Source organism: Leucobacter komagatae, from assembly GCF_006716085.1.
In the GTDB taxonomy this organism is placed as follows: domain Bacteria; phylum Actinomycetota; class Actinomycetes; order Actinomycetales; family Microbacteriaceae; genus Leucobacter; species Leucobacter komagatae.
On sequence record NZ_VFON01000001.1, the window covers coordinates 2,868,098 to 2,890,108 of the forward strand.

Annotated in this window: 17 protein-coding genes; 14 read left to right on the plus strand and 3 right to left on the minus strand. The window is 69.6% G+C overall.

Annotation, left to right across the window (positions count from 1 at the left end; all coding sequences use genetic code 11):
- Positions 1–11: 11 nt before the first annotated feature.
- Positions 12–950, minus strand: a complete 939-nt coding sequence (locus FB468_RS13005) for a DUF808 domain-containing protein (protein ID WP_141887727.1) — start codon at positions 948–950, stop codon at positions 12–14.
- Positions 951–1,138: 188 nt separating this feature from the next.
- Here FB468_RS13005 and topA point away from each other — a divergent pair, with 188 nt between their 5' ends.
- Positions 1,139–3,967 (plus strand): type I DNA topoisomerase, encoded by a 2,829-nt coding sequence (gene topA / locus FB468_RS13010; RefSeq protein WP_141887728.1) that lies wholly within the window; start codon positions 1,139–1,141, stop codon positions 3,965–3,967.
- 7 nt (positions 3,968–3,974) lie between these two features.
- Positions 3,975–4,595: a dTMP kinase gene (gene tmk / locus FB468_RS13015; RefSeq protein ID WP_141887729.1), complete on the plus strand. Its 621-nt coding sequence runs from the start codon at positions 3,975–3,977 to the stop codon at positions 4,593–4,595.
- A 116-nt stretch (positions 4,596–4,711) separates the two neighbouring features.
- Here the strand turns inward: tmk and FB468_RS13020 are convergent, their stop codons facing one another.
- Positions 4,712–5,992, minus strand: coding sequence for a glutamyl-tRNA reductase (locus FB468_RS13020; protein ID WP_141887730.1), 1,281 nt, complete (start codon positions 5,990–5,992; stop codon positions 4,712–4,714).
- A gap of 110 nt (positions 5,993–6,102) precedes the next feature.
- Here FB468_RS13020 and hemE point away from each other — a divergent pair, with 110 nt between their 5' ends.
- Genes hemE through hemL form a run of 6 tightly spaced genes read left to right on the plus strand, consistent with a single transcriptional unit; the run spans position 6,103 to position 12,837 of the window.
- Positions 6,103–7,212 (plus strand): uroporphyrinogen decarboxylase, encoded by a 1,110-nt coding sequence (gene hemE, locus FB468_RS13025; RefSeq protein WP_141887731.1) that lies wholly within the window; start codon positions 6,103–6,105, stop codon positions 7,210–7,212.
- Complete coding sequence (locus FB468_RS13030) at positions 7,202–8,650, plus strand: protoporphyrinogen/coproporphyrinogen oxidase (protein ID WP_141887732.1); 1,449 nt, start codon at positions 7,202–7,204, stop codon at positions 8,648–8,650. Before hemE ends, FB468_RS13030 begins: the two co-directional genes overlap by 11 nt.
- Positions 8,647–9,684, plus strand: coding sequence for a hydroxymethylbilane synthase (gene hemC / locus FB468_RS13035; RefSeq protein WP_141887733.1), 1,038 nt, complete (start codon positions 8,647–8,649; stop codon positions 9,682–9,684). Before FB468_RS13030 ends, hemC begins: the two co-directional genes overlap by 4 nt.
- Entirely contained in the window at positions 9,681–10,532 is an 852-nt protein-coding gene (locus FB468_RS13040; RefSeq protein ID WP_170219730.1) for a uroporphyrinogen-III synthase, read from the plus strand. Before hemC ends, FB468_RS13040 begins: the two co-directional genes overlap by 4 nt.
- Positions 10,529–11,503 carry a porphobilinogen synthase gene (hemB, locus tag FB468_RS13045; protein WP_141887735.1) on the plus strand — a complete coding sequence of 325 codons (975 nt, stop codon included), beginning with the start codon at positions 10,529–10,531 and terminating at the stop codon, positions 11,501–11,503. The genes FB468_RS13040 and hemB overlap by 4 nt, the downstream gene beginning before the upstream one ends.
- On the plus strand, positions 11,500–12,837 hold the full coding sequence (gene hemL, locus FB468_RS13050; protein WP_141887736.1) for a glutamate-1-semialdehyde 2,1-aminomutase: 1,338 nt from the start codon (positions 11,500–11,502) through the stop codon (positions 12,835–12,837). The genes hemB and hemL overlap by 4 nt, the downstream gene beginning before the upstream one ends.
- A 397-nt stretch (positions 12,838–13,234) precedes the next feature.
- On the opposite strand, the gene purL is transcribed toward hemL, so the two are convergent.
- A complete protein-coding gene (gene purL, locus FB468_RS13055; protein WP_141887737.1) occupies positions 13,235–15,562 on the minus strand; it encodes a phosphoribosylformylglycinamidine synthase subunit PurL in 2,328 nt (775 codons plus the stop codon).
- Positions 15,563–15,724: 162 nt separating this feature from the next.
- Between purL and FB468_RS13060 the strand changes: the two genes are divergently transcribed.
- The 6 genes from FB468_RS13060 to FB468_RS13085 all read left to right on the plus strand — a co-directional run bounded on the left by FB468_RS13060 (position 15,725) and on the right by FB468_RS13085 (position 21,924).
- Complete coding sequence (locus FB468_RS13060) at positions 15,725–16,759, plus strand: hypothetical protein (protein ID WP_141887738.1); 1,035 nt, start codon at positions 15,725–15,727, stop codon at positions 16,757–16,759.
- 38 nt (positions 16,760–16,797) lie between these two features.
- Positions 16,798–17,832, plus strand: coding sequence for a GNAT family N-acetyltransferase (locus tag FB468_RS13065; protein WP_141887739.1), 1,035 nt, complete (start codon positions 16,798–16,800; stop codon positions 17,830–17,832).
- A gap of 211 nt (positions 17,833–18,043) precedes the next feature.
- A complete protein-coding gene (locus tag FB468_RS13070) occupies positions 18,044–19,054 on the plus strand; it encodes a siderophore ABC transporter substrate-binding protein (protein ID WP_246055883.1) in 1,011 nt (336 codons plus the stop codon).
- On the plus strand, positions 19,051–20,142 hold the full coding sequence (locus FB468_RS13075) for an ABC transporter permease (protein WP_141887740.1): 1,092 nt from the start codon (positions 19,051–19,053) through the stop codon (positions 20,140–20,142). The genes FB468_RS13070 and FB468_RS13075 overlap by 4 nt, the downstream gene beginning before the upstream one ends.
- On the plus strand, positions 20,135–21,163 hold the full coding sequence (locus tag FB468_RS13080) for an iron chelate uptake ABC transporter family permease subunit (protein ID WP_141887741.1): 1,029 nt from the start codon (positions 20,135–20,137) through the stop codon (positions 21,161–21,163). The genes FB468_RS13075 and FB468_RS13080 overlap by 8 nt, the downstream gene beginning before the upstream one ends.
- Positions 21,160–21,924, plus strand: a complete 765-nt coding sequence (locus FB468_RS13085; protein WP_141887742.1) for an iron ABC transporter ATP-binding protein — start codon at positions 21,160–21,162, stop codon at positions 21,922–21,924. Before FB468_RS13080 ends, FB468_RS13085 begins: the two co-directional genes overlap by 4 nt.
- Positions 21,925–22,011 lie beyond the last annotated feature (87 nt).

Below are 22,011 nucleotides of genomic sequence, written 5' to 3' on the forward strand. Positions count from 1 at the left end.
CACCTCGCCGTTCAGTGCGATACGGGCTTCTTGAAGCGGAGCCTGGCAATGACGCCGAGCACGAGCATGACAACCGCGCCCCAGGCGAACCCGAAGACCGCGGAGAGCCCGGAATCCATGAGCCAGGTGATGATTCCTGGAACCGTGACGGAGTGGACGATGCCGCTCACGAGGTCGTAGGGGGCGCTCAAGCCCACCTCGGCCAGGTTGACCAGGAGGATGTGGCCGCCGACCCAGAGCATCGCGAGCGCCCCAACGACGGTGAGAAGGCGAAACACCCACGGCATCGCCTTCACGAGCCCGCGGCCGACCGCCTGCAACCACGCGACGGGTCGCTTGATGAGCCAGAACCCGACGTCGTCCATCCTGATAAGCAGCGCGACGGTGCCGTAGACGGCCACGGTCATGAGCAGCCCGACGACGACGAGCGTCGCGAGCCGGATGCCCCACGACGAGGCTTCGATGTTTGCGAGCGAGATGAGCATGATCTCGATGCTCAGTACGAGGTCGGTGCGCACCGCACTCGACACCATTTGCTTCTCGTCGGTCTCGGTGCGCTCGACGACCTGCTCGACACCGGCGGGGTCAGCGTGGCTCGGACGAATCCAGTGCCACACTTTTTCAGCGCCTTCGTACGCGAGGTAGGTGCCACCGAGGATGAGGAGCCACGGGAAGATCCACGGCGCCCACGCGCTCAGCACCATGATGCCCGCGATGATGATCGCCTTGTTCATGAGCGAGCCGCGCGTGATCTTCCACACCACGGGCAGCTCACGCCTCGGGGTGAGGCCCTGTACGTACTGGGGTGAGACGGCCGCGTCGTCGATGACGACGCCCGCGGCCTTCGCGGAAGCCTTCGCGGCCCCGGCAACGACATCGTCGATCGATGCGGCTGCGGCTCGGGCGAGCACGGCGATGTCATCAAGCAGGGCGAAGAAACTAGCGCTCACGTGTGGTGCCTCTATGTAAGGGGAACGAATTGAGAATCAGGATAACCCGTGAGGGGAGCGAAACCTGCGCGGCAACCAGAAGTCGCTAGTAATGACAGATTCTCACGTGACTGTGTGTATCGTTGCGGTGCAGGGAGCCCTGCGCGACGAATCGCGTGTACGGGATAAAAGGCGAGAATTGGAGTGCCGTGGGGAAAAAGCTGGTCATCGTGGAGTCGCCGACAAAGGCGCGCACGATTGGTGGTTACCTCGGTGATGACTACGAGGTGCTGTCTTCGGTCGGGCACGTCCGCGACCTCGCCGAGCCGTCGGAGCTCCCCGCCGAGCTGAAGAAGGGGCCGTTCGGCAAGTTCGGCGTCGACGTCGAGAATGGCTTCGCCCCCTACTACGTCGTCAACGACAATAAGAAGAAGACCGTCGCCGAGCTGAAGCGAGCGCTCAAGGGCGCCGACGAACTCTTCCTCGCAACTGATGAGGACCGCGAGGGTGAGGCCATCGCGTGGCACCTCCTTGAGGTGCTGAAGCCGAAGGTTCCAGTACACCGCATGGTGTTCCACGAGATCACCAAGGACGCGATCGCCGAGGCGCAGCGAAACACCCGCGAGCTCGACACCGCGCTCGTCGACGCGCAGGAGACCCGGCGCATTCTCGACAGGCTCTACGGCTACGATATTTCTCCGGTGCTCTGGCGCAAGGTCGCGCCCAAGCTCTCGGCCGGCCGCGTGCAGTCCGCAGCCACCCGACTCGTCGTCGACCGCGAGCGCGAGCGCCTCGCGTTCCGCGCCGCCGAGTACTGGAGCATCGCCGCGCGCTTCAACCCGGCGGAGGACGCGCCAGACCGCGTGCCGTTCGAGGCCAAGCTCGTGCGGCTCGACGGGAACCGCGTCGCGTCGGGCGGCGACTTCGACGACACCGGCAAGCTGACCGCGAAGGCGACCGGCGCCGGAGTTATCGCGCTCGACGGCACCCGCGCGGACGCGATCGCCGCCGCCCTCGGCGAGGGCCCTTCGGCGCTCGTGCGCACGCTCGAGACGAAGCCGCACACGCGCCGCCCGGCAGCGCCGTTCACGACGTCGACGCTGCAGCAGGAGGCCTCGCGAAAGCTCCGCTTCAGCTCGCGCCAGACGATGTCGTTCGCGCAGTCGCTCTACGAGAACGGCTACATCACCTATATGCGTACCGACTCGCCGACGCTCTCGAAGCAGGCGCTCGAGGCGGCGCGCAGCCAGGCGGCCTCGCTCTACGGCGCCGAGACCGTGCCCGACAAGCCGCGCGTGTACACCGGCAAGGCGAAGGGTGCGCAGGAGGCGCACGAGGCGATCCGCCCCGCAGGCGATACCTTCGTGCGCCCGAGCGAGCTGAAGGGAAAGCTCACCCAGGGTGAGTTCTCGTTGTACGACCTGATTTGGAAGCGCACCGTCGCGAGCCAGATGGCGGACGCGAAGGGCTCGACCGCCACGGTCACGCTCGGCGTGACGGTCACCGAGGGGTCGGCAACCACCGATGCTGAGTTCACCGCGAGTGGCACGGTCATCACCTTCCCCGGCTTCCTCCTCGCCTACGAAGAGGGCAAGGACGAGAAGCGCGGCGACGCCGAGAAGAACAACGTCTCGCTCCCGCAGCTGACGGAGGGCCAGGCGCTCGGGATCACGGAGCCGCTCGCAAAGCAGCACGAGACGAGCCCGCCGCCGCGCTACACCGAGGCGAGCCTCACGAAGCGTTTCGAAGAGCTCGGGATCGGACGCCCGTCGACCTACTCGTCCACGATCTCCACGATCATGGATCGCGGTTACGTTTCGAAGCAGGGCCAGGCCCTCGTGCCGAGCTGGATCGCGTTCTCCGTGGTGCGCCTGCTCGAAGAGCACTTTGCGGCGCTTGTCGACTACGACTTTACGGCTGAAATGGAGAGCGACCTCGATGAGATCGCGGCCGGCCAGACCGACCGCTCCGAGTGGCTCAAGGAGTTCTACTTCGGTACCGACAACCACCCCGGTCTCCGCGGCGTTGTTGATAATCTCGGCGAGATCGATGCGCGCGCGATCAACACGATCCGGATCGATGACCAGATTTCGCTCCGCAACGGCAAGTATGGCCCCTACCTCGAGGTCTTCGACGAGAAGAGCGAGGTCGACGAGAACGGCGAGCTCAAGCCGCGCAGTGTGAACATCCCTGACGGGATGGCTCCTGACGAGCTCACCCCCGAGCGCGCCCACGAGCTCGCCGACGCCGAGCCCGCAGAGGATCGTGTTGTCGGCCTGCACCCGGTCACCGGAAAGCGCGTCATCGCAAAGAACGGTCGCTTCGGTCCGTACGTGCAGGAGCTGCCGAACGAGGACGAGGAACTCCCGAAGGGCGAGAAGCCCCGCACCGCGTCGCTCTTCAAGTCGATGGACCCCGCGACGGTCGATCTTGATACGGCCGTGGCCCTCCTCGACCTGCCCCGTGTCGTTGGCAATGATCCCGAGTCCGGCGACCCGATCACCGCGCAGAACGGCCGCTACGGCCCGTACCTCAAGAAGGGTACGGAGACTCGCACGCTGCCGAGCGAGGACTCGATCTTCTCGATCGACCTCCCTGGCGCGCTCGAGGTGCTCGCGCAGCCGAAGTACGGTGCCCGCAAGGCGAGCTCGGCGCTGAAGGAGTTCGACGCCGACCCCGTGAGCGGTAAGCCCGTGAAGGTGAAGGACGGCCGCTTCGGCCCGTACGTCACCGACGGCGAGACCAACGCGACGATCCCGCGCGGCGACTCGGTCGAGGAGATCACGTTCGAGCGCGCGATCGACCTGCTCGCCATCAAGCGCGCGAAGGGCCCAGCCAAGAAGAAGGCGCCGGCGAAGAAAAAGGCTCCCGCCAAGAAGCCGGCAGCGAAGAAGCCGGCAGCCAAGAAGTCCACGGCAGCGAAGAAGGAGGTCGACCCGGCACGGTCGGCCGCCGCGAAGAAGGCCGCCGAGACGCGCAAGGCCAACGCTGCGAAGAAGGCCGCCGAGGCTGCTGCCGCGGCCGAGACCGCAGAGTAGGCCGCGCGTGTTCATCACCCTCGAAGGCGGGGATAGCGTCGGCAAGACCACGCAGGCGGGGATGCTCGAGGAATGGCTGACAGGCGAGGGCCGTGAGGTCGTGCGCACCCGCGAGCCGGGTGGCACGCCGCTCGGCGTCGAGGTGCGCAGGCTGCTGCTGCACGGCGGCGACGAGATCGGGGCCGTCGACCCGCGCGCCGAGGCGCTGCTGTACGCGGCGGACCGCGCGCAGCACATCGCGAAGGTCGTTCGGCCCGCGATCGAGCGGGGTGCGGTCGTCGTGCAGGATCGGTATATCGACTCGTCCCTCGCCTATCAGGGCGCCGGCCGGGTCCTCGACGTTGACGAGGTCCGCCGCATCAGCGAGTGGGCGGTCGGGGGGCTGTGGCCAGACGTCACGGTGCTGTTCGACCTCGCGCCCGAGATCGCCGCTGCCCGGCGTTCGTCGCGTGACGACGACAGGCTTGAGGCCGAGCGGCAGGAGTTCCACGAGGCTGTTCGCGCCGCGTACCACGGGCTCGCTGTGGCATCGCCCGAGCGGTTCCTTGTCGTCGACGCCTCGGGTACCCCGGAGGAGATCCACGCCATCGTGCGTGCCCGGGTCGCCGAGCGCCTCGCCGCCCGCTGACGCGACCTAGCGCGCACGAGCCGCTTCCCCATAAGAAAGCCCCGTTATCGCGGTATTGAAGGGGCGGTTTGGCGGGGAAGGGGCTGTGCGGTGGGGCGGGTGAGGTGGCGCCGCGCTCACTCGGAGTGGGTGTGGCCGCCGGCCTGTGTCTCGATCCCGAAGAGCGTCTCGAGCGCCTCAGCTGCGGCGGGCACGCGGCCCTCGCGACCCAGAGTGCGGATGCGGGTCATCGGCGTGTGCAGCAGCTTGCCCGTGAAGCGCCGCAGGGCGGCTTCGTAGTCTGCCGAGACGGCGGTGTATTCGGGGCTTGAGGTGGCGGGGCCCGCCGACTGAGAAGCGGCCCGTGCCCGGCAGAGCTCGTCTTCGAGGATGCCCATCACGTGCGTCCGCAGCGCGAGCAGGGCGGGCAGCGCGTCGCGCTCGGCCCTGGACGCGGAGAACTCGTCGGCGGCCTCCCGCACGATCTCATGAGCCTCGGCCGCGGCACTGAGCTCCTCGACCGGGGCGTGCTTCGAGACCGTCTCAAGGTCAAGGAGCTCGATCCCAGGAAGCTCGGAGACCGCGTGCTCGATGTTCCTGGGCATCCCGAGGTCGATGAGCAGGCGCTCGTTCGTCTCGTGTGCGTCAGCCCGCAGCAGCTCAGCCGTGAGCACTGGCTCCTCCGCCCGTGTGCAGGCGATGACGACGTCGGCGGCGTTGAGCGCCTCCGCAAGCCCACCCTGCGGCACGACGACGAGGTCGTGCTCGGCGGCGTAGGTCTCGGCCCTGCCCGAGGGGGAGTACACCCGGACTGTCTCGGCTCCGCGCGCCCGAAGCGCCGCCACCGTAGCACCGGCGTAGGCGCCCGTGCCGATGAGCAGCACGTTTGCTGTGCCCCAGTCGGCCACGCGGGCCTCGGCCATCCGCAGCGCGAGGCGCACGAGCGATCGGCCGGCCGAGCGGATGTCGGTGCGGTGCCCCACCTCTCGCGAGGTGCGCGTCGCGGTGCGGAAGAGGTGTTCGAGATCGTGGGTGAGCGTGCCGCGTGCCCGCGCGTCGTCGTGGGCACGCCTGACCTGCCCGGCGATTTCGCTCTCCCCAACGACCGCCGACTGCAGGCCGGCGGCGACGGCGAACAGGTGCGTCGCGGTGTCGTGGTCGGTGGCGCTGCTCGCGGCAGCTTCGAGCTCGGTCACGTCGATCCCAGCGACCGCTGCCACGCGCGCGAGCACAGGCTCGGGCCGGCTCTGGCCCGTCTCGGCGTAGACCTCGAAGCGATTGCAGGTCGCAAGCACCACCGAGCCGACGGTGAGAGTGGGGTCGTCGAGCCCCGCCGCGATGTCCTCGGACCGCTTCGAGAGGGTCTCAAGGAGCTCGAACGGCGCGCGTTCGAGGCTGAAAGAAAGGGAAAGAAGCATGCGCGTTTCTGTGATCGTGAGGGTGATCTGGCTGACGAAAAGCAAGCAAATCACGCGAACCTGAGCACATCAGATTTATCACATCAGATCTATGGGTTACTATCTCGGCGATGAAACTTCTCAGCGAAACCCACCCGCTCGTTACTGGGCGCACCAGCAACTCCCCGCTCGTTCGCGCCCTCAGGGCTGAGCGGCCCGAACGCGTACCCGTGTGGTTCATGCGGCAGGCGGGCCGTTCGCTGCCCGAGTATCGGGCCCTGCGCTCCGAGCATCGTATGCTCGACGCCTGTCTCAACCCTGAACTCGCGAGCGAGATCACGCTGCAGCCGGTGCGCCGGCACGGCGTCGATGCCGCGGTGTTCTTTAGCGACATCGTGGTTCCGCTGCTTCTCGCGGGCGTCGACGTTGACCTCGTCGCCGGGGTCGGGCCGGTCTTCGCGGAGCCCGTGCGCACCGCCGAGGACGTCGCGCGGTGCCGCGCGGAGTACACTCCCGAGCGGCTGCGGGCGGCGCTCGGCCCGATCCGGGAGGCCGTAGCGCTCACAGTCGCCGAGCTCGGGGAGACGCCGCTCATCGGCTTCGCCGGCGCGCCCTTCACGCTCGCTGCCTACCTCGTGGAGGGGCGGCCGTCGCGCGAGCACCTGCGCGCGCGGACGCTCATGCAGTCCGATCCCGAGACCTGGCGCGAGCTGCTCGCGTGGACGGCCGACCTCAGCGCCGTCTTTCTTGAGGCGCAGATCGAGGCCGGGGCGAGCGCGGTGCAGCTGTTTGACTCGTGGGCGGGCTCGCTGAGCGCCGCCGACTACCGCGAGCACGTGGCCCCGGCGTCACGGCAGGCGCTCAGCCTCGCGCGGGAGCTCTCGTACCCGCACCCGTGGGAGGCGGGCGCCCGGGCACGGGTCCCGGTGATCCACTTCGCGGTGGGCTCCGGGCACCTGCTCGAGGAACTCACCGCACTCGACCCGGATGCGGTCGGCGTCGACTGGCGCACGCCGCTCGACGAGGCGAGCGCCCGCCTGGGCCAGGGGATGCCGCTGCAGGGAAACATTGACCCCGCATTCCTCGGGGCCCCCGCGGCCGCGCTCGAAGCGCACGTCGCCGATGTTCTCGCTCGCGGGGAGCGTGCCCCCGCGCACATCCTGAACCTTGGCCACGGCGTGCCGCCAGAGACAAACCCCGACGTGCTCACCCGCATCGTGCAGCTCGCGCATGCACGCTAGCACCCGCGGCGGGCCGCACGTCGCCGTCGTCGGCGGCGGAGTCTCCGGGCTCGTCGCGGCCCGCGAGCTCGCGCGGGGCGGGGCGACTGTCACGCTCGTCGAGCGCGACACCACGCTCGGGGGCAGGGTGCGCGGGGCCAAGCTCGAAGGCGCGACGTTCGACGTCGGCGCCGAGGCGTTCGCCACCCGCGGGGGAGCCGTCGCCGCGCTCATGGCCGACCTCGGGCTCTCGGATCGCATCGTGCACCCGGCGCAGCTCGGGTCCTGGGTCGTGACGGCAAACGGTGCCCTCCCGCTGCCCCCGGGCGGCGCCGTCGGTATCCCCGCGAGGCCCCTCGCCGCAGCGGTCCGGGCGCACCTCGGGCTCCGCGGTGCCCTGCGGGTCGCTGTCGAACCGTTGCTGCGCCGCGACGTCGCGGGCGCGGGGGCGTCCGCGGGGGGAACGGCAGAGACGCTCGGCGCCCTCGTCCGGCGCCGTCTCGGGGACCGCGCACTTGACAGGCTCGTGCGGCCGATCGCGCTCGGCGTGTACTCCACGGTTCCGGATCGACTCGAGGTCCAGGCGGTGCCCGGCCTCGCCGATGCGTACGCCCGGACCGGCTCGCTCGTGCGGGCGGCGAGGCAGCTCCGCGACGCGAGTGTGGCCGCGGGCGGCGCCGTCGCCGCGCTCGCGGGCGGGATGACGGCGCTCGTCGACGCGCTCGCTTCCGACGCCGAAGACCGGGGGAGCGCGATCCGCACGGGCACCCGGGTGGTCGAGATTACGCGCGGTGTCTCGGAGCACGCCGCGGCGCCTGGCCGGCCCTCCGGAGCCCAGTGGACGCTGCGCGACGGCGCGGGCAAGACGATCCTCCGATGCGATGCGGTGCTGCTCGCCGTGCCAGAGAGCGTGGCGGCCGCGCTGCTCGCCGAGCGAACGCCCCCGCCGCCCGAGCACGACATAGAGGTTGTCGCGCTCGCGGTCGCAGAGCCCCGACTCGACGCCGCCCCGCGCGGCACCGGGGCACTCGTCGCGGAGGGCGCGGGCATCGCTGCGAAGGCGCTCACCCACGCGACGGCGAAATGGCCGGACCGGGCTGCGTCGGTGCCCGCGGGCACGCACGTGATCCGGCTCTCGTACGGCCGAGCGGGCGCCGCCCCAGAGACGGCGGGGCTCTCCGACGACGAAGCCCTCGCCCTCGCCTGCCGCGACGCCTCACTGATTCTCGGAGTGCCCATTGCCCCCGCCGCGGTGCGCGAGTGGACGCGCCAGCCGTGGAAGGTTGGCGCCCCGCCCGGGTCGGCACCGCGGCTCGCGCCGCCCCCGGGCGTCGAACTCGCGGGGGACTGGGTGAGCGGCACTGGGCTCGCCTCCGTGGTTCCCGGCGCCCGCGCGGCGGCGGCCCGCCTCCTTGAACACCTCACTCCAACGAACGAAAGCTCGGTACCGTCAGCATGACCGAAACTCCAGCACCCGCATCGCCCGTACCCGCAGGCGCCGCCACCCCCGGCTCCGTAACTCGCGCCGACGGTGCGGTCGCGGCCGCACCTGGGCTCCTTCGCATCGGCACGCGCGGCAGCGCGCTCGCGGTCTCGCAGACGACGACGGTCGCCGAGGCGATCGCGCGCGCGACGGGAGTCGATGTTGTGCTCGTGATCATCACCACCCACGGCGACGTGTCGCGCGCCCCGCTCGCGCAGCTCGGAGGAACCGGCGTCTTCGTGAGCGCGCTGCGTGAGGCCCTCGTGGCTGGGGAGTGCGACCTCGCGGTGCACTCGTTGAAGGACCTGCCCACGGGCCCGTGCGAAGGGATCACCCTCGGCGCGGTCCCCGTGCGGGCCGACCCGCGAGACGCGCTCTGCGCGCGCGACGGCATGACGCTTGCGACGCTTCCCGCGGGCGCGAAGGTTGGCACCGGGTCGCCGAGGCGCGCCGCGCAGTTGCTCGCCCGTCGGCCGGACCTGCAGGTGTCGGACATCCGCGGCAACGTCGACACCCGGCTTGGCAGGATCTCCGACGACCTCGACGCGGTCGTGCTCGCCGCGGCTGGCCTCGACAGGATCGGCCGGGGCGACGCGATCTCCGAACGCTTTCCCTTTCACGCCGCGCCGCCAGCGCCGGGCCAGGGCGCCCTCGCGATCGAGGTGCGCTCGACTGATGTAGAACTGCCGGTGATGCGCCGGGCGCTCGCCGCGCTGAACGACCCGTGGGCGCGGGCCGAGGCGATCGCGGAGCGCGCGCTGCTCGGCACACTCGAAGCCGGGTGCGCCGCACCGATCGGGGCGACCGCGGCGGTCGAGGGCGGCACCCTGACGCTCTCGGCAACCGTCTACAGGCTCGACGGCAGCGAGCAGCTCACCGCGACCGCGAGCGCGCCCTGGGAGCCCGCCATGCCGGATGCCGCCGCGCCGACGGAACTCGGGCGCCGCGTGGCGGAGGAGCTGCTTGCCCGCGGGGCGGAGCACCTCGCGCCACTGGGCGGCACGAGGTGACCCTCGCGAATCTGGCTGCCCCGCCGTCACTCGGCGGGCGTCTCGTGCTCGTGCCGCGCGGGGGCGAACGGGGAGAGCGGACCGCCGACGACGTGCGCGCCCTCGGCGGCGAGGCGGTTCTCGTCCCGCTCATCGAACAGCTGCCCCCACACGACGGAGCGGCCCTCCGCGCCGCGATCGCGCGCGTGAACGCCGGGCAGTATGGCTGGGTCGCCGTCACGAGCGTGCACGGCGCCGACGCGCTCATCACGGGCGAGGCGCTCCCTGGTCGAGCCCGGATCGCGGCCGTCGGGCCCGCGACAGCGGAGCGCCTGGAGGCCGCCGGGTTCGACGTCGACCTCATCCCCGACGAGTTCACGGGCGCGCGGCTGGCAGAGCGACTGGCCGCCCAGCGCGAGGGCGGGGCGGGCGGCGCGGCGGGGGATCCTGATCTCTCAGGCCGCGTGCTCCTCCCGCTCTCCGACCTCGCCGACGAGACCGTCGAGAGGGGGCTCCGCGCGGCGGGCTTCGAACCCGAGCGCGTCACGGCCTACCGGACCGTAGCCGCAGCGGCGGGGCGCGCCGACGCCGAACTCCGGCCGCGGCTCGGTGCCGTGCTCGTCTTCAGTTCGTCAGGCGCGCGGGCGCTCGCTGGCCGCTTCGCCCCGCTCCCGCCCGGGGCGCTCGTCGCCGCGATCGGCGAACCGACCGCCCGCGAACTCGCTCGGCTCGGCATCCCCGCGGCGGTCATCGCCGCCGAGCACACCGCGGCGGGTACCGTACGGGCGCTCGCCGAGCACTGCGCACGCCTGCGCTCCGGCCCCATTGCTTTCACCGAAACCCCCAACCGAGAAGGAACCGAAGTATGACCCCCACCGTTCGCCCCAGGCGGCTCCGCGCGACGCCAGCGATGCGCGGCCTCGCCGCCGAGACGCGCGTGCACCCGCGCGACCTCATCCTCCCGATGTTCGTGCGCGAGGGGATCGACGCGCCGCTTCCGATTGGCTCGATGCCCGGCGTCGTGCAGCACACCCTCGACTCCCTCCGCGGGGCGGTCGCGGAGGCGGCCGCTGCCGGGATTGGGGGCGTCATGCTGTTCGGGATCCCGGCCGTGCGCGACGCTCGAGGGAGCGCCGCGGACGACCCCGCTGGCATCCTCAACGTCGCGACGGCCGCCGTGCGCGCCGAGGCCGGCGACGCGCTCGTCGTGCAGACCGACCTGTGCCTCGACGAGTTCACCGACCACGGGCACTGCGGCGTGCTCACCGCCGACGCCGCCGCCGTCGACAACGATGCGACGCTCGATCGGTACCGCGCGATGGCGGTCGCCCAGGCGGAGGCCGGGTCGGAGCTCCTCGGCCTGTCAGGGATGATGGACGGCCAGGTCGCTGCCGTGCGCGAGGCGCTCGACGACGCTGGGCACCCGGATACCGCGCTGCTCGCCTACTCGGCGAAGTACGCGTCGGCGTTCTACGGGCCGTTCCGCGAGGCTGTGGACTCGCAGCTCACCGGCGACCGGAAGGGCTATCAGATGGACCCGGCGAACCGCCGCGAGGGGCTCCGCGAGGCCGAGCTCGACGTAATCGAGGGCGCCGACATCGTCATGGTGAAGCCCGCGATGAGCTACCTCGATGTGCTCGCCGACGTCTCCGCGGTGAGCCCCGTGCCCGTCTGGGCGTACCAGGTGTCGGGCGAGGCCGCGATGATCGAGGCTGCGGCCCAGAACGGCTGGATCGACAGGCGGCGGGCCATTGAGGAATCTGTGCTTGGGATCAAGCGGGCAGGGGCTGATGCGATCCTGAGCTACTTCGCGACCGAGCTTGCGGGGTGGCTCCGATGAGCGCTGGTGCCGGGGCTGCCGCTGGTGCCGGGGCGAACGCCGAGTTCGCTGCGCGGGCCGCAAGGCTCATCCCCGGCGGCGTGAACTCGCCGGTGCGCGCGTTTGGCTCGGTCGGAGGCACGCCCAGGTTCTTCGTCAGCGGGAGCGGTGCGACGGTCACCGACGCCGACGGCCGCGAGTACGTCGACCTCGTCGGTGCTTGGGGCCCCGCCCTCCTCGGCCACGCCCACCCCGCGGTTGTCGAGGCCGTGCAGCAGGCGGCCGCTCGGGGCCTCGGGTTCGGCGCGTCCGTGCCCGGTGAGTACGAACTCGCGGAAGAGATCATCGCGCGCATGCCCGAGGTCGATCTCGTGCGTCTCGTGTCGACTGGCACGGAGGCGACGATGACCGCGATTCGCGTCGCCCGTGGTGCGACCGGGCGTCCGCTCATCATTAAGTTTGCGGGGCACTACCACGGGCACTCAGACGGGCTGCTCGCGGCCGCGGGCTCGGGGCTCGCGACCTTTGGGCTTCCTGGGTCCGCCGGAGTCACGGCCGAGACCGCTGGGCAGACCCTCGTGCTGCCCTACAACAACCTCGCCGCGCTCGAGCACGCGTTCGAGACGCACCCCGGCGAGATCGCCGCCGTCATCACGGAGTCCGCCGCGGCGAACATGGGGATACTGCCGCCCGACCCCGGCTTCACCGAGGGGCTCATCCGCCTCGCCCACGCGCACGGCGCGCTCGTCATCACCGACGAGGTACTCACCGGGTTCCGCGCGAGCGCTTCCGGCTACTGGGGCATCGAGCGTGAGGGCATGCCCGACGGCCTGCAGCCCGACCTCTTCACCTTCGGCAAGGTCGTCGGAGGCGGGCTGCCGCTCGCCGCGCTCGGCGGCAGGCGCGACCTCATGGAGCAGCTCGCGCCTCTCGGGCCCGTCTACCAGGGTGGCACGCTCTCGGGGAACCCGCTCGCCGTTGCCGCAGGGCTCGCGACGCTGCGGAACGCAGACGATGCGGTCTACGAGCGGCTTGCGGCCGCCGCAGACGCGCTCGCAGTCGAACTCGACGATGCGCTCACTGCCGCCGGTGTCGCCCACAGGGTGCAGCGGGCGGGCACGCTGCTCAGCGTGCTCTTCGGCGACTACCCAGTGGCCCCCGCCACCTACGACGACGTGCTCGGGCAAGACACCGCGAAGCACCGGGCGTTCTTCCACTCGATGCTCGAGGCCGGCGTGAACCTGCCGCCGAGCGCCTTCGAGGCTTGGTTCGTGAGCGCCGCGCACGACGACAGGGTCATCGGAAGGATCGCGGGGGCGCTGCCGGCTGCGGCTCGGGCTGCGGCTGCGGCATAGGGCTCTACTGGTTGGTGGCCGGCTGCACGGTTTGGGACGGTCGGCCACACGCCCTGGGATCTGCGATAGATCTGCCACTATGCACGAGGTTCGGCATGTGAAGTGCAGAAAGCATCGGCTCTGTTTGGTCTGAGCGGGGCGTGAGGCGGGTGTGCCTCGGGTGTCGTCCCGGCGCTCAGCCGCACGGCCTGGGATATGCAGAAGATCTGCCCGTGCGCACAAGGTTCGGCATGTGAACTGCAGAAAGCATTGGGAAGGCTGGCCGGGCCGGGTTGGTCGAGTCGGGCTGGCTGGGCTGGGCCGGGGCGGGCACGAACAGGCCCCGAGTACACAAACGGGGAGGGCACCACCGGAATGGGCCCTCCCCGTTCTGAGCCTTAGGGCTCAGTGCAATGGATTACTCCGCGATAACCGGGCCGAAGGCCGCGGGCAGCGTCGCCTCAACCGACGCACGCAGCTCGGCGAGGGGGAGCGTGAAGCGATCCTGAACCTCGATCGCAGCGTCCGCGCCCGCGAGGTCGGTGACGCCGACCTTGAGCACGGGGTAGTTCCGCCCCTCGCAGAGGCCACGGAACTTCACGTCCTCCTCGTGGGGAACGGCGACGAGCACGCGGCCCTGCGACTCCGAGAAGAGCGCGGCAACAGCGTCGACGCCGTCGCGCTCCATGATCTCGGTGATCCAGACGCGAGCGCCGATGCCGAAGCGGAGTGCGCCGTCGACGACGGCCTGCGCGAGGCCACCCTCTGACAGGTCGACCGCTGCCGAGAGCAGGCCGCCCTGACTCGCCGCGTGGAGCAGCTCGGCCAGCGTGCGCTCAGCATCGAGGTCAGCCTTCGGGGGAAGCCCGCCGAGGTGCGAGTGCACGGCCTCAGCCCAGGCCGAGCCGTCGAGCTCGTCGCGGGTCACGCCGAGCAGGTAGAGGTTCTCGCCCTGATCCTGCCAGCCCGAGGGGATGCGGCGCGCGACGTCGTCGATGATGCCGAGCACGCCAACAACGGGAGTCGGGTGGATCGGGGTATCGCCCGTCTGGTTGTAGAACGACACGTTGCCGCCGGTGACGGGAACCTCGAGCTCGAGGCAGGCGTCAGACAGGCCCTCAACGGCCTGCGAGAACTGCCACATGACCTCGGGGTTCTCGGGGCTGCCGAAGTTCAGGCAGTCGGTGACTGCGGTCGGCACGGCGCCCGAGGTGGCGACGTTGCGGTACGCCTCGCCGAGCGCGAGCTGCGCGCCAGCGTACGGGTCGAGCTGGCAGTAGCGGCCGTTCGCGTCGGTCGAGATCGCGACGCCGAGGCCGGTCTCTTCGTTCACGCGAATCATGCCGGCGCCGTCGGGGAACGACAGGGCGGTGTTGCCACCGACGTAGTAGTCGTACTGGTTCGTGACCCACGACACGTCAGCCTGGTTCGGCGACGACGAGACCGCGAGCAGCTGCGCGCGGAGCGCGTCGCCGTCTTCGTCGCGTGCGAGGCCCGCGGCGTTGACCGAGTCTGCCTGAAGGGCGTCGATCCACGTCGGGTAGGCGACGGGGCGCTCGTAGACGGGGCCGTCAACGGCGACGGTCGAGGGGTCGACGTTCACGATCTCCTCGCCGCGCCAGTTGATGACGAGGCGGTTCGTGTCGGTGACCTCACCGAGCACGCTCGTCTCAACGTCCCACTTCGCGGTCACCGCGAGGAACTCGTCGAGCTTCTCGGGCGCGACGATCGCCATCATGCGCTCCTGGCTCTCCGACATGAGGATCTCCTCGGCCGTGAGCGACGGGTCGCGCAGCAGTACGCTGTCGAGCTCGATGAACATGCCGCCGTCACCGTTCGCCGCGAGCTCGCTTGTCGCGCACGAGATGCCGGCCGCGCCGAGATCCTGAATACCCTCGACGAGCTCGCCCTGGAACAGTTCGAGGCAGCACTCGATGAGTACCTTCTCAGCGAAGGGATCGCCGACCTGCACGGCGGGGCGCTTCGTGGGGCCGCCCTCATCGAACGAATCGGAGGCGAGGATCGACGCGCCGCCGATGCCGTCGCCGCCGGTGCGGGCGCCGAAGAGCACAACCTTGTTGCCGAGGCCGGAGGCGTTCGCGGTGTGGAGGTCTTCGTGGCGGAGCACGCCGACGCCGAGTGCGTTCACGAGCGGGTTCTGTTGGTAGACGCCGTCGAACACGGTCTCGCCGCCGAGGTTCGGAAGGCCGAGGCAGTTCGCGTACGACGAGATGCCCGAGACGACGCCGTGCACGACGCGCGCGGTGTCGGGGTCGTCAATCGCGCCGAACCGCAGCTGGTCCATGACCGCGACGGGGCGGGCGCCCATCGAGATGATGTCGCGGATGATGCCGCCGACGCCGGTCGCGGCGCCCTGGAACGGCTCAATGTATGAGGGGTGGTTGTGGCTCTCCACCTTGAACGTGACGGCGAGACCCTCGCCAACGTCGATGACGCCTGCGTTCTCGCCCATGCCGACGAGCAGGCGCTCGCGCATCTTGTCGTTGACCTTCTTGCCGAACTGGCGCAGGTAGATCTTCGAGGACTTGTACGAGCAGTGCTCGGACCACATGACGGAGTACATCGCCAGCTCGCCCGAGGTGGGGCGGCGGCCAAGAATCTCGCGGATCTTGTCGTACTCGTCTGGCTTGAGCCCGAGGGCCGCGTACGGCTGTTCCTTCTCGGGGGTGGCAGCCGCGTCGGCGACCGTATCGGGGCGAATGGTAGAGGCAGCGAAGTCAGTCACCCCCTCAGTCTACGCGGCTTTCGGGCACAGCTTTGCCCCCGCGAGGGCGGCCCCGCCGGGGGTGGGGAAACGAGGGGTGCGCGGCCGCCCGGCGCGCGCCGATTTCCGGGTTCTTAGGGAACGCTCTGGGTGTTCTTGGGCCGCAGGTGTCAGACTGGGGGTATGACCGAACAGCAAGCCCCACAGCAAACTCCGCAGGGTGTCGACCTCCACGCAGGCCAGGGCGCCCCGGCGCCACAGGTCGCCGCGCCGGGCACGAAGAAGCTGTCGATGTTCCTTCGGGTGAGCATCGTGCTGCTCATTGGCCTCACCCTCGCATCGATCTCGCTGCTGTTCATTGGTGACTTCGAGGGGCGCTTCGAGCGCATCTTCTCGACGTTCGCGCTGTTCGCGGTGTTCGTCGTGCTCACCGCGATCGACACGAGCCGCGACCGCGCGAACGAGTGGTACGCTCCCGTGGCTCTCATCGCGAACACGTACATCCTGGGGTTGCTGCTCGTTGTGATCTGGATGACGCCGTACGACTCGTTCTCGCTGATGTTCCAGATCTTCTGGAAGTCGTTCCTCGTGATCCTCGTCACGCGACTCGTGATCCTCTGCTGTGAGCTGCTCTTGCGCACCGGCCGCGAGGGCGACGAGGCTGGCAACCGGTTCGCCTTTGTTACGAGCGTGCTCGCTGTGCTCTCCGGGATCCTCTTCACCGCGCCCGTCGGGATCGAGGCGTTCCGCCTCCACATCCCCGATCTCTACTGGAAGATCGCGACCGCCGTGCTCATTCTCACGGCGCTGGGCCTCTCGGTGACGCTGCTGCTGCGGTGGGCGAACAACTCCGACGAGCGCGCCGCGAAGCGCGCGGCAGACAAGGCCGCTCGCGAGGCGGGCGCTCTCGGAACGCCTTTCGCGCCGCTGTCTCCGGCGTCTCCGGCGCTCCCGGTTGACGCTGCGCACGCTCCCGCAGGCGAGGCCGCTGCGGTTGCAGCACCTCTCGCCGGTGCGGCGGCGGAGCCCGGTCACGCGCCCGCAGAGGCCGGATCGCCTGTCGCGCCGCAGCAGGCTCAGCAGCCTCAGCAGCCTCAGCAGCCGACCGAGATTCTGCTTCCGTGGCCGACGTTCGCGGATGGCCGCCCGATCCCGGCCCGGCCTGACGGCCAGCCAGATTTCTCGGTTCCCGGAGCGCCGCTGCCCCCGCAGTTCTAGCGGCGCTCTTCGGGCCGAGGCGGCCCTAGACTGACTGGGTGAATGCTGCTTCCAACCCACTGATTCGCCCGATCCTGGCCGCTGAGTACCCCGCTGAGGTCGCGCTGCTGAACGCCGCCTACAGCGCTGGCCCGTATGCGGCCGACCTCGACGGCGACCCCGAGTGGGAGCGCTCGGTGAACGACACCGCGGGGCGCGACGCAGACGGCCAGGTCATCGTCATCGAGGAGAGCGGCAAGCTGCTCGGCGCGGCCTCGGTGCTGCGGCCAGGCACCTCGCACGCGAAGCTCGCGGGCGAGGGGGAGGCAGAGCTCAGGCTCGTCGCCGTCGACCCCGGCGCGCAGGGGCGAGGGATCGGTGAAGCGCTCGTGCGCGCGGGGCTCGAGGTTGCGCTCGGGTGGGGCCGGTCTGCCCTCCGCCTCGATACCGGGGTACGCAACCCGGCGCAGCGCCTCTACGCACGCCTGGGGTTCAAGCACACCGCCGAGCTCGACGCGCAGCGCACGAGCACCGGCTACGGCGATTCGCTCACCTACCGCTATGCCCTGCAAGAGCGCACTGACGTGCGAGTGCGCCTCATCCGGGCCGAGGAAGTTCCGGCCGTGAGTGCGCTGGTGCTCGCCGCCTACCGCGACGACTACGCGCACCTCGACCCCGGGTATCTCGCCCAGATCGCGGACGTGGCGGCGCGGGCCGAGGCGCACCTCGTGTGGGTCGCCGAGGATGTGAAGACTGGTGAGCTGCTTGGCACCGTCACGACGCCGCGACATCGCGAGCTGCTCACCGAGGTGTCAGTGCCCGGGGAGATGGACATCAGGCTGCTCGGAGTCTCGCAGAGCGCACGCGGCCGCGGCATCGGGGAGCTGCTGACGAAGCACAGCATGCGGCTCGCGAGGATCAGGGGCATCGACAGGCTCGTGCTCGAGACGAGCCCGCTCATGGAGGCCGCCTGGCGGCTGTACGAGCGGCTCGGGTTCGAGCGGCTTTCCGAGCGCGATCGCGCCATCACACTCGCGAGCGGTGATGAACTGCGGCTGCTCACGTACGCGCACGCGACGGGGGAGACCGCCTAACCTGTCCTCAAGAGTGTCCAAGAAACCGCAGATCAGGGTGATAAAACGCCGCAAGGCTTGAACATCAGATGAATTCGAGGTTAGGGTTACCTAAGTGGGTTCCAACGTTGGGCACATCCCCGTGCACGGGGTGCAACGTGGAACCCTTCTCGCTTCCGCCCGGAAGCCGGCGCGCCAAGACCCGAACCCCCGTCCTAAGGAATTCATTACCGTGACTCTCCGCACCTCTCGCAAGCCGCGCCTGCTCGGCCTCGCGGCAATCGCCGCCAGCGCCGCCCTCGTGCTCTCCGCCTGCAGCTCGTCGCCCGCCGAAGACGCCGAGGCGAAGCCCGAGGCAGGCTCGACCGTCTCGATCACCGACAACTACGGCACCGTCGACGTGCCCGTGAACCCCAAGACCGTTGTCGCGCTCGACAACCACGTCTTCGAGACGCTCACCGAGTGGGACGTCAAGCTTGCTGCCGCTCCGAAGGGCATCATGGGGTCGGTCTGGCCGGGCTACACCGACAACGAGGATGTCGTCGACATCGGCTCGCACCGCGAGCCGAACCTCGAGGCGATCGTCGCGGCACAGCCCGACCTCATCATCGCCGGCTACCGCTTCGGTGACTCGTACGAGGACATCAAGAAGCAGAACCCCGACTCGGTCGTCATCGATATCGCCCCGCGCGAGGGTGAAGACCTCATGACCGAGCTCAAGCGTGGCAACACGATCCTCGGCCAGATCTTCGACCACGAGGACGAGGCAGAGGCGACCAACGAGAAGCTCGACGATGCAATCGCCGGCGCGAAGAAGGCCTACAACGGCACCGATACCGTCATGGCCGTGAACACCTCGGGTGGCAAGATCGGCTACCTCGCTCCCGGAGTTGGCCGCTCGGTCGGCCCCGTGTTCGGTGCGCTCGGCCTCGTGCCCGCGCTCGAGGTGGAGGGCGCTTCGAGCGACCACCAGGGCGACGACATCTCGGTAGAGGCCATCGCCGCGTCGAACCCCGAGTGGATCATCGCGCTCGACCGTGACGCTTCGTTCGCTCCCGAAGAGCGCGAAGAGGGCTCGGCACCCGCGGCAGAGCTCATCGCCGGCTCGGAGGCGCTGAAGAACGTGCCCGCCGTGACCAAGGGCAACATCATCTACCTCGACGCGAACTTCTACCTCACCGAGGACATCCACGCGTACACCGAGCTGTTCGAGCAGATCCAGGCGGCATTCGCAGCAGCATGAACGTGAACAGCACGTCCGCCGGCAACGGCGGTGAAGGGACGCCCGCTCGAGAGAGCGGGCGTCCCCGCGTTCGCCCGGTTACACCGCGGGCGAGCATCGACTCAGCGCTGCCCGACGCCGGCGACGAGATCGCGCCGGAAAAGCGCGCCAGGGTGTGGCCGCTCGCACTCGCGACGCTCGTCGTCGTCGGGCTGCTCGCGGCGTCGCTGTTCATCGGCGTCTACGACATCACCGACGGTGACCTCGGCGCCGAAATGATGTGGATCACGCGCGTCCCGCGCACCGTCGCCCTCATGCTCGCTGGCGCCGCGATGGCTGCGAGCGGCCTCGTGATGCAGATGCTCACGCAGAACCGCTTCGTCGACGCGACCACTTCGGGCACCACCGAGTGGGCGTCGCTCGGCCTCCTCCTCACCGCCATCGTCGCCCCGAGCGTCGGGCTCGTCGGCCGCATGGTCGTGTCGAGCCTCTTCGCATTTATCGGCGCGATGGCGTTCATGCTCATCCTCCGCCGCATCGTCATCCGCTCGACGCTCGTCGTGCCGCTCATCGGCATCATGCTCGGCGCGGTCATCAGCGCCCTCACGACGTTCCTCGCAGTGCAGTTCAACCTGCTGCAGATGGTCGGCACCTGGTTCATGGGCAGCTTCACGAGCGTCGTCCGCGGCCGCTACGAGGTGCTCTGGATCGTCGCGATCGTCACGCTACTCGTCTTCCTCCTCGCCGATCGCATTACTGTCGCGGGCCTCGGGCGTGAGGTCGCAACGAGCGTCGGCATGCGGTACGAAACGATCCTCATCGCCGGTACCGCGCTCGTCGCCGTTGCCGCCGGTGTCACGACGGTCGTCGTCGGTTTCCTCCCGTTCCTAGGCCTTGTCGTTCCCAACGTCGTCGCGACGCTTCGCGGCGACAACGTCCGCAGCAACCTCCCGTGGGTGTGCCTGGGTGGCATCGCCCTCGTCACGGTCTGCGACATCATCGGGCGCACGATTCGAATGCCGTTTGAGATCCCTGTCTCGATGGTGCTCGGCATGGTCGGCGCCGTTGTTTTCATCACGATCCTGATGCGGGGGCGGTCGCGTGCGTGAACCCATCCAGCTCAGCCCCGAGGGCGAGCTCCCCATCCCACCCGAGCCTGCGCTTCCGCGCTGGCGTCAGCTCCTGCCGATCGCTATCGTCTTCGTGGTCGCAATTCTGTTCGCGATCGCGATCCTCACCTACGCGAACCCGGCGCAGCCTGGCAGCGCTGGCTTCTGGGTGATCGTTCGGTCGCGAGCGGCCTCGCTCGGCACGATCGCGCTCGTCGCGGTCTGCCAGGCAGTCGCGACGGTGCTCTTTCACACGGCGACGTCGAACCGGATCCTGACCCCGTCGATCCTCGGCTTCGATGCGCTCTACGTGCTCACCCAGACGGCGCTCGTGTACGTGTTTGGAACGGCCGCGACCGGGCTCGAGGGCATCCCGAAGATTCTCGCCCAGAGCGGGCTCATGGTTATCTTCGCGACGGCGCTCTACGGCTGGCTCTTCTCGGGCAAGCGAGCGAACCTGCACCTGCTGCTGCTCGTTGGCGTCGTGCTCGGCATCGGCTTTGGCTCCGTCTCAACGTTCATGCAGCGGATGCTCACGCCGAGCGAGTTCGACGTGCTCAGCGCGCGATTGTTCGGCAGCATCGGCAACGGCAACATCGAGTACCTTCCGTTCGCGGCAACCATCGCCCTCGGCATCCTCGTGTTCGTGTGGCGCCGCCGCAGGGTCTACGACGTCGTCGCGCTCGGCCGTGACGCGGCGGTGAGCCTCGGCGTGAACTACAGGCGCGAGGTGGTGACGATCCTCGTGCTCGTCGCCGTACTCGTCTCCGTCTCGGTCACGATGGTCGGCCCGATGACCTTCTACGGCTTCCTCGTCGCCACGCTCGCCTACCAGTTTGCGCGAAACGACTCGCACGCCGAGATCATTCCGCTCGCGATCGGCATCGGCCTCGTCACCCTGCTCGGGGCGACGTTCGTACTGAAACACATCTTCTCGGCGGGCGGCCTCGTGACCGTGATCATCGAGTTCGCTGGCGGCCTGCTCTTCCTCATCGTCCTGCTCAGAAAGGGGCTGCGTTGATCCAGCTCACCTCCGTCGGCAAAGACTACGCCGGCAAGCGCGTGCTCGGCCCGATCGACCTCACCATCGAGCCGGGCGGCATCACCGCGCTCATCGGGCCGAACGGCGCCGGTAAATCGACGATGCTCACGATCATCGGCAGGCTCCTCGGGGCCGACGCGGGCACCGTAACGGTTGGTGGCCTCGACGTGACGCAGGCGAAGCCGAAAGAACTGGCGAAGGTCGTGTCGATCCTGCGCCAGGAGAACCACTTCATGGCCCGCCTCACGGTGCGCCAACTCGTGACCTTCGGACGGTTCCCGCACTCGGCCGGGCGCACGACCGAGGCCGACCGGCGCGCGATCCACGCGGCAATCGCGTTCCTCGACCTCGCGGGGATGGAAGATCGCTTCATCGACGAGCTCTCTGGCGGCCAGCGCCAGCGCGCGTTCGTCGCGATGGTGCTCGCGCAGGATACCGACTACGTGCTGCTCGACGAACCGCTCACGGGCCTCGACATGCGGCACGCGGCGGGCATGATGCGGCAGCTGCGCGCCGCGGCCGACGCCCTCGGGAAGACGATCGTGCTCGTCGTGCACGACGTGAACTTCGCCTCCGCGTACGCCGATCGGATCATCGCCCTTGCTGACGGCGAGCTCGTCGCGTCGGGCACGCCAGACGAGATCATGACGCCCGAGGTGCTCGAACGCGTCTTCGGGACCGAGGTTGAGGTCATCGAGCACGCCGGCAACAAGGTGGCTATCTACTACCGGGTGGACTGACCCGCCCCGGGTGTGAGCCTGGCCAGCCCGGGCCCTCGCCTGGCCACCCCCGGCCCGCACCGGCTCGCACCCGGCCACCCCCGGCCC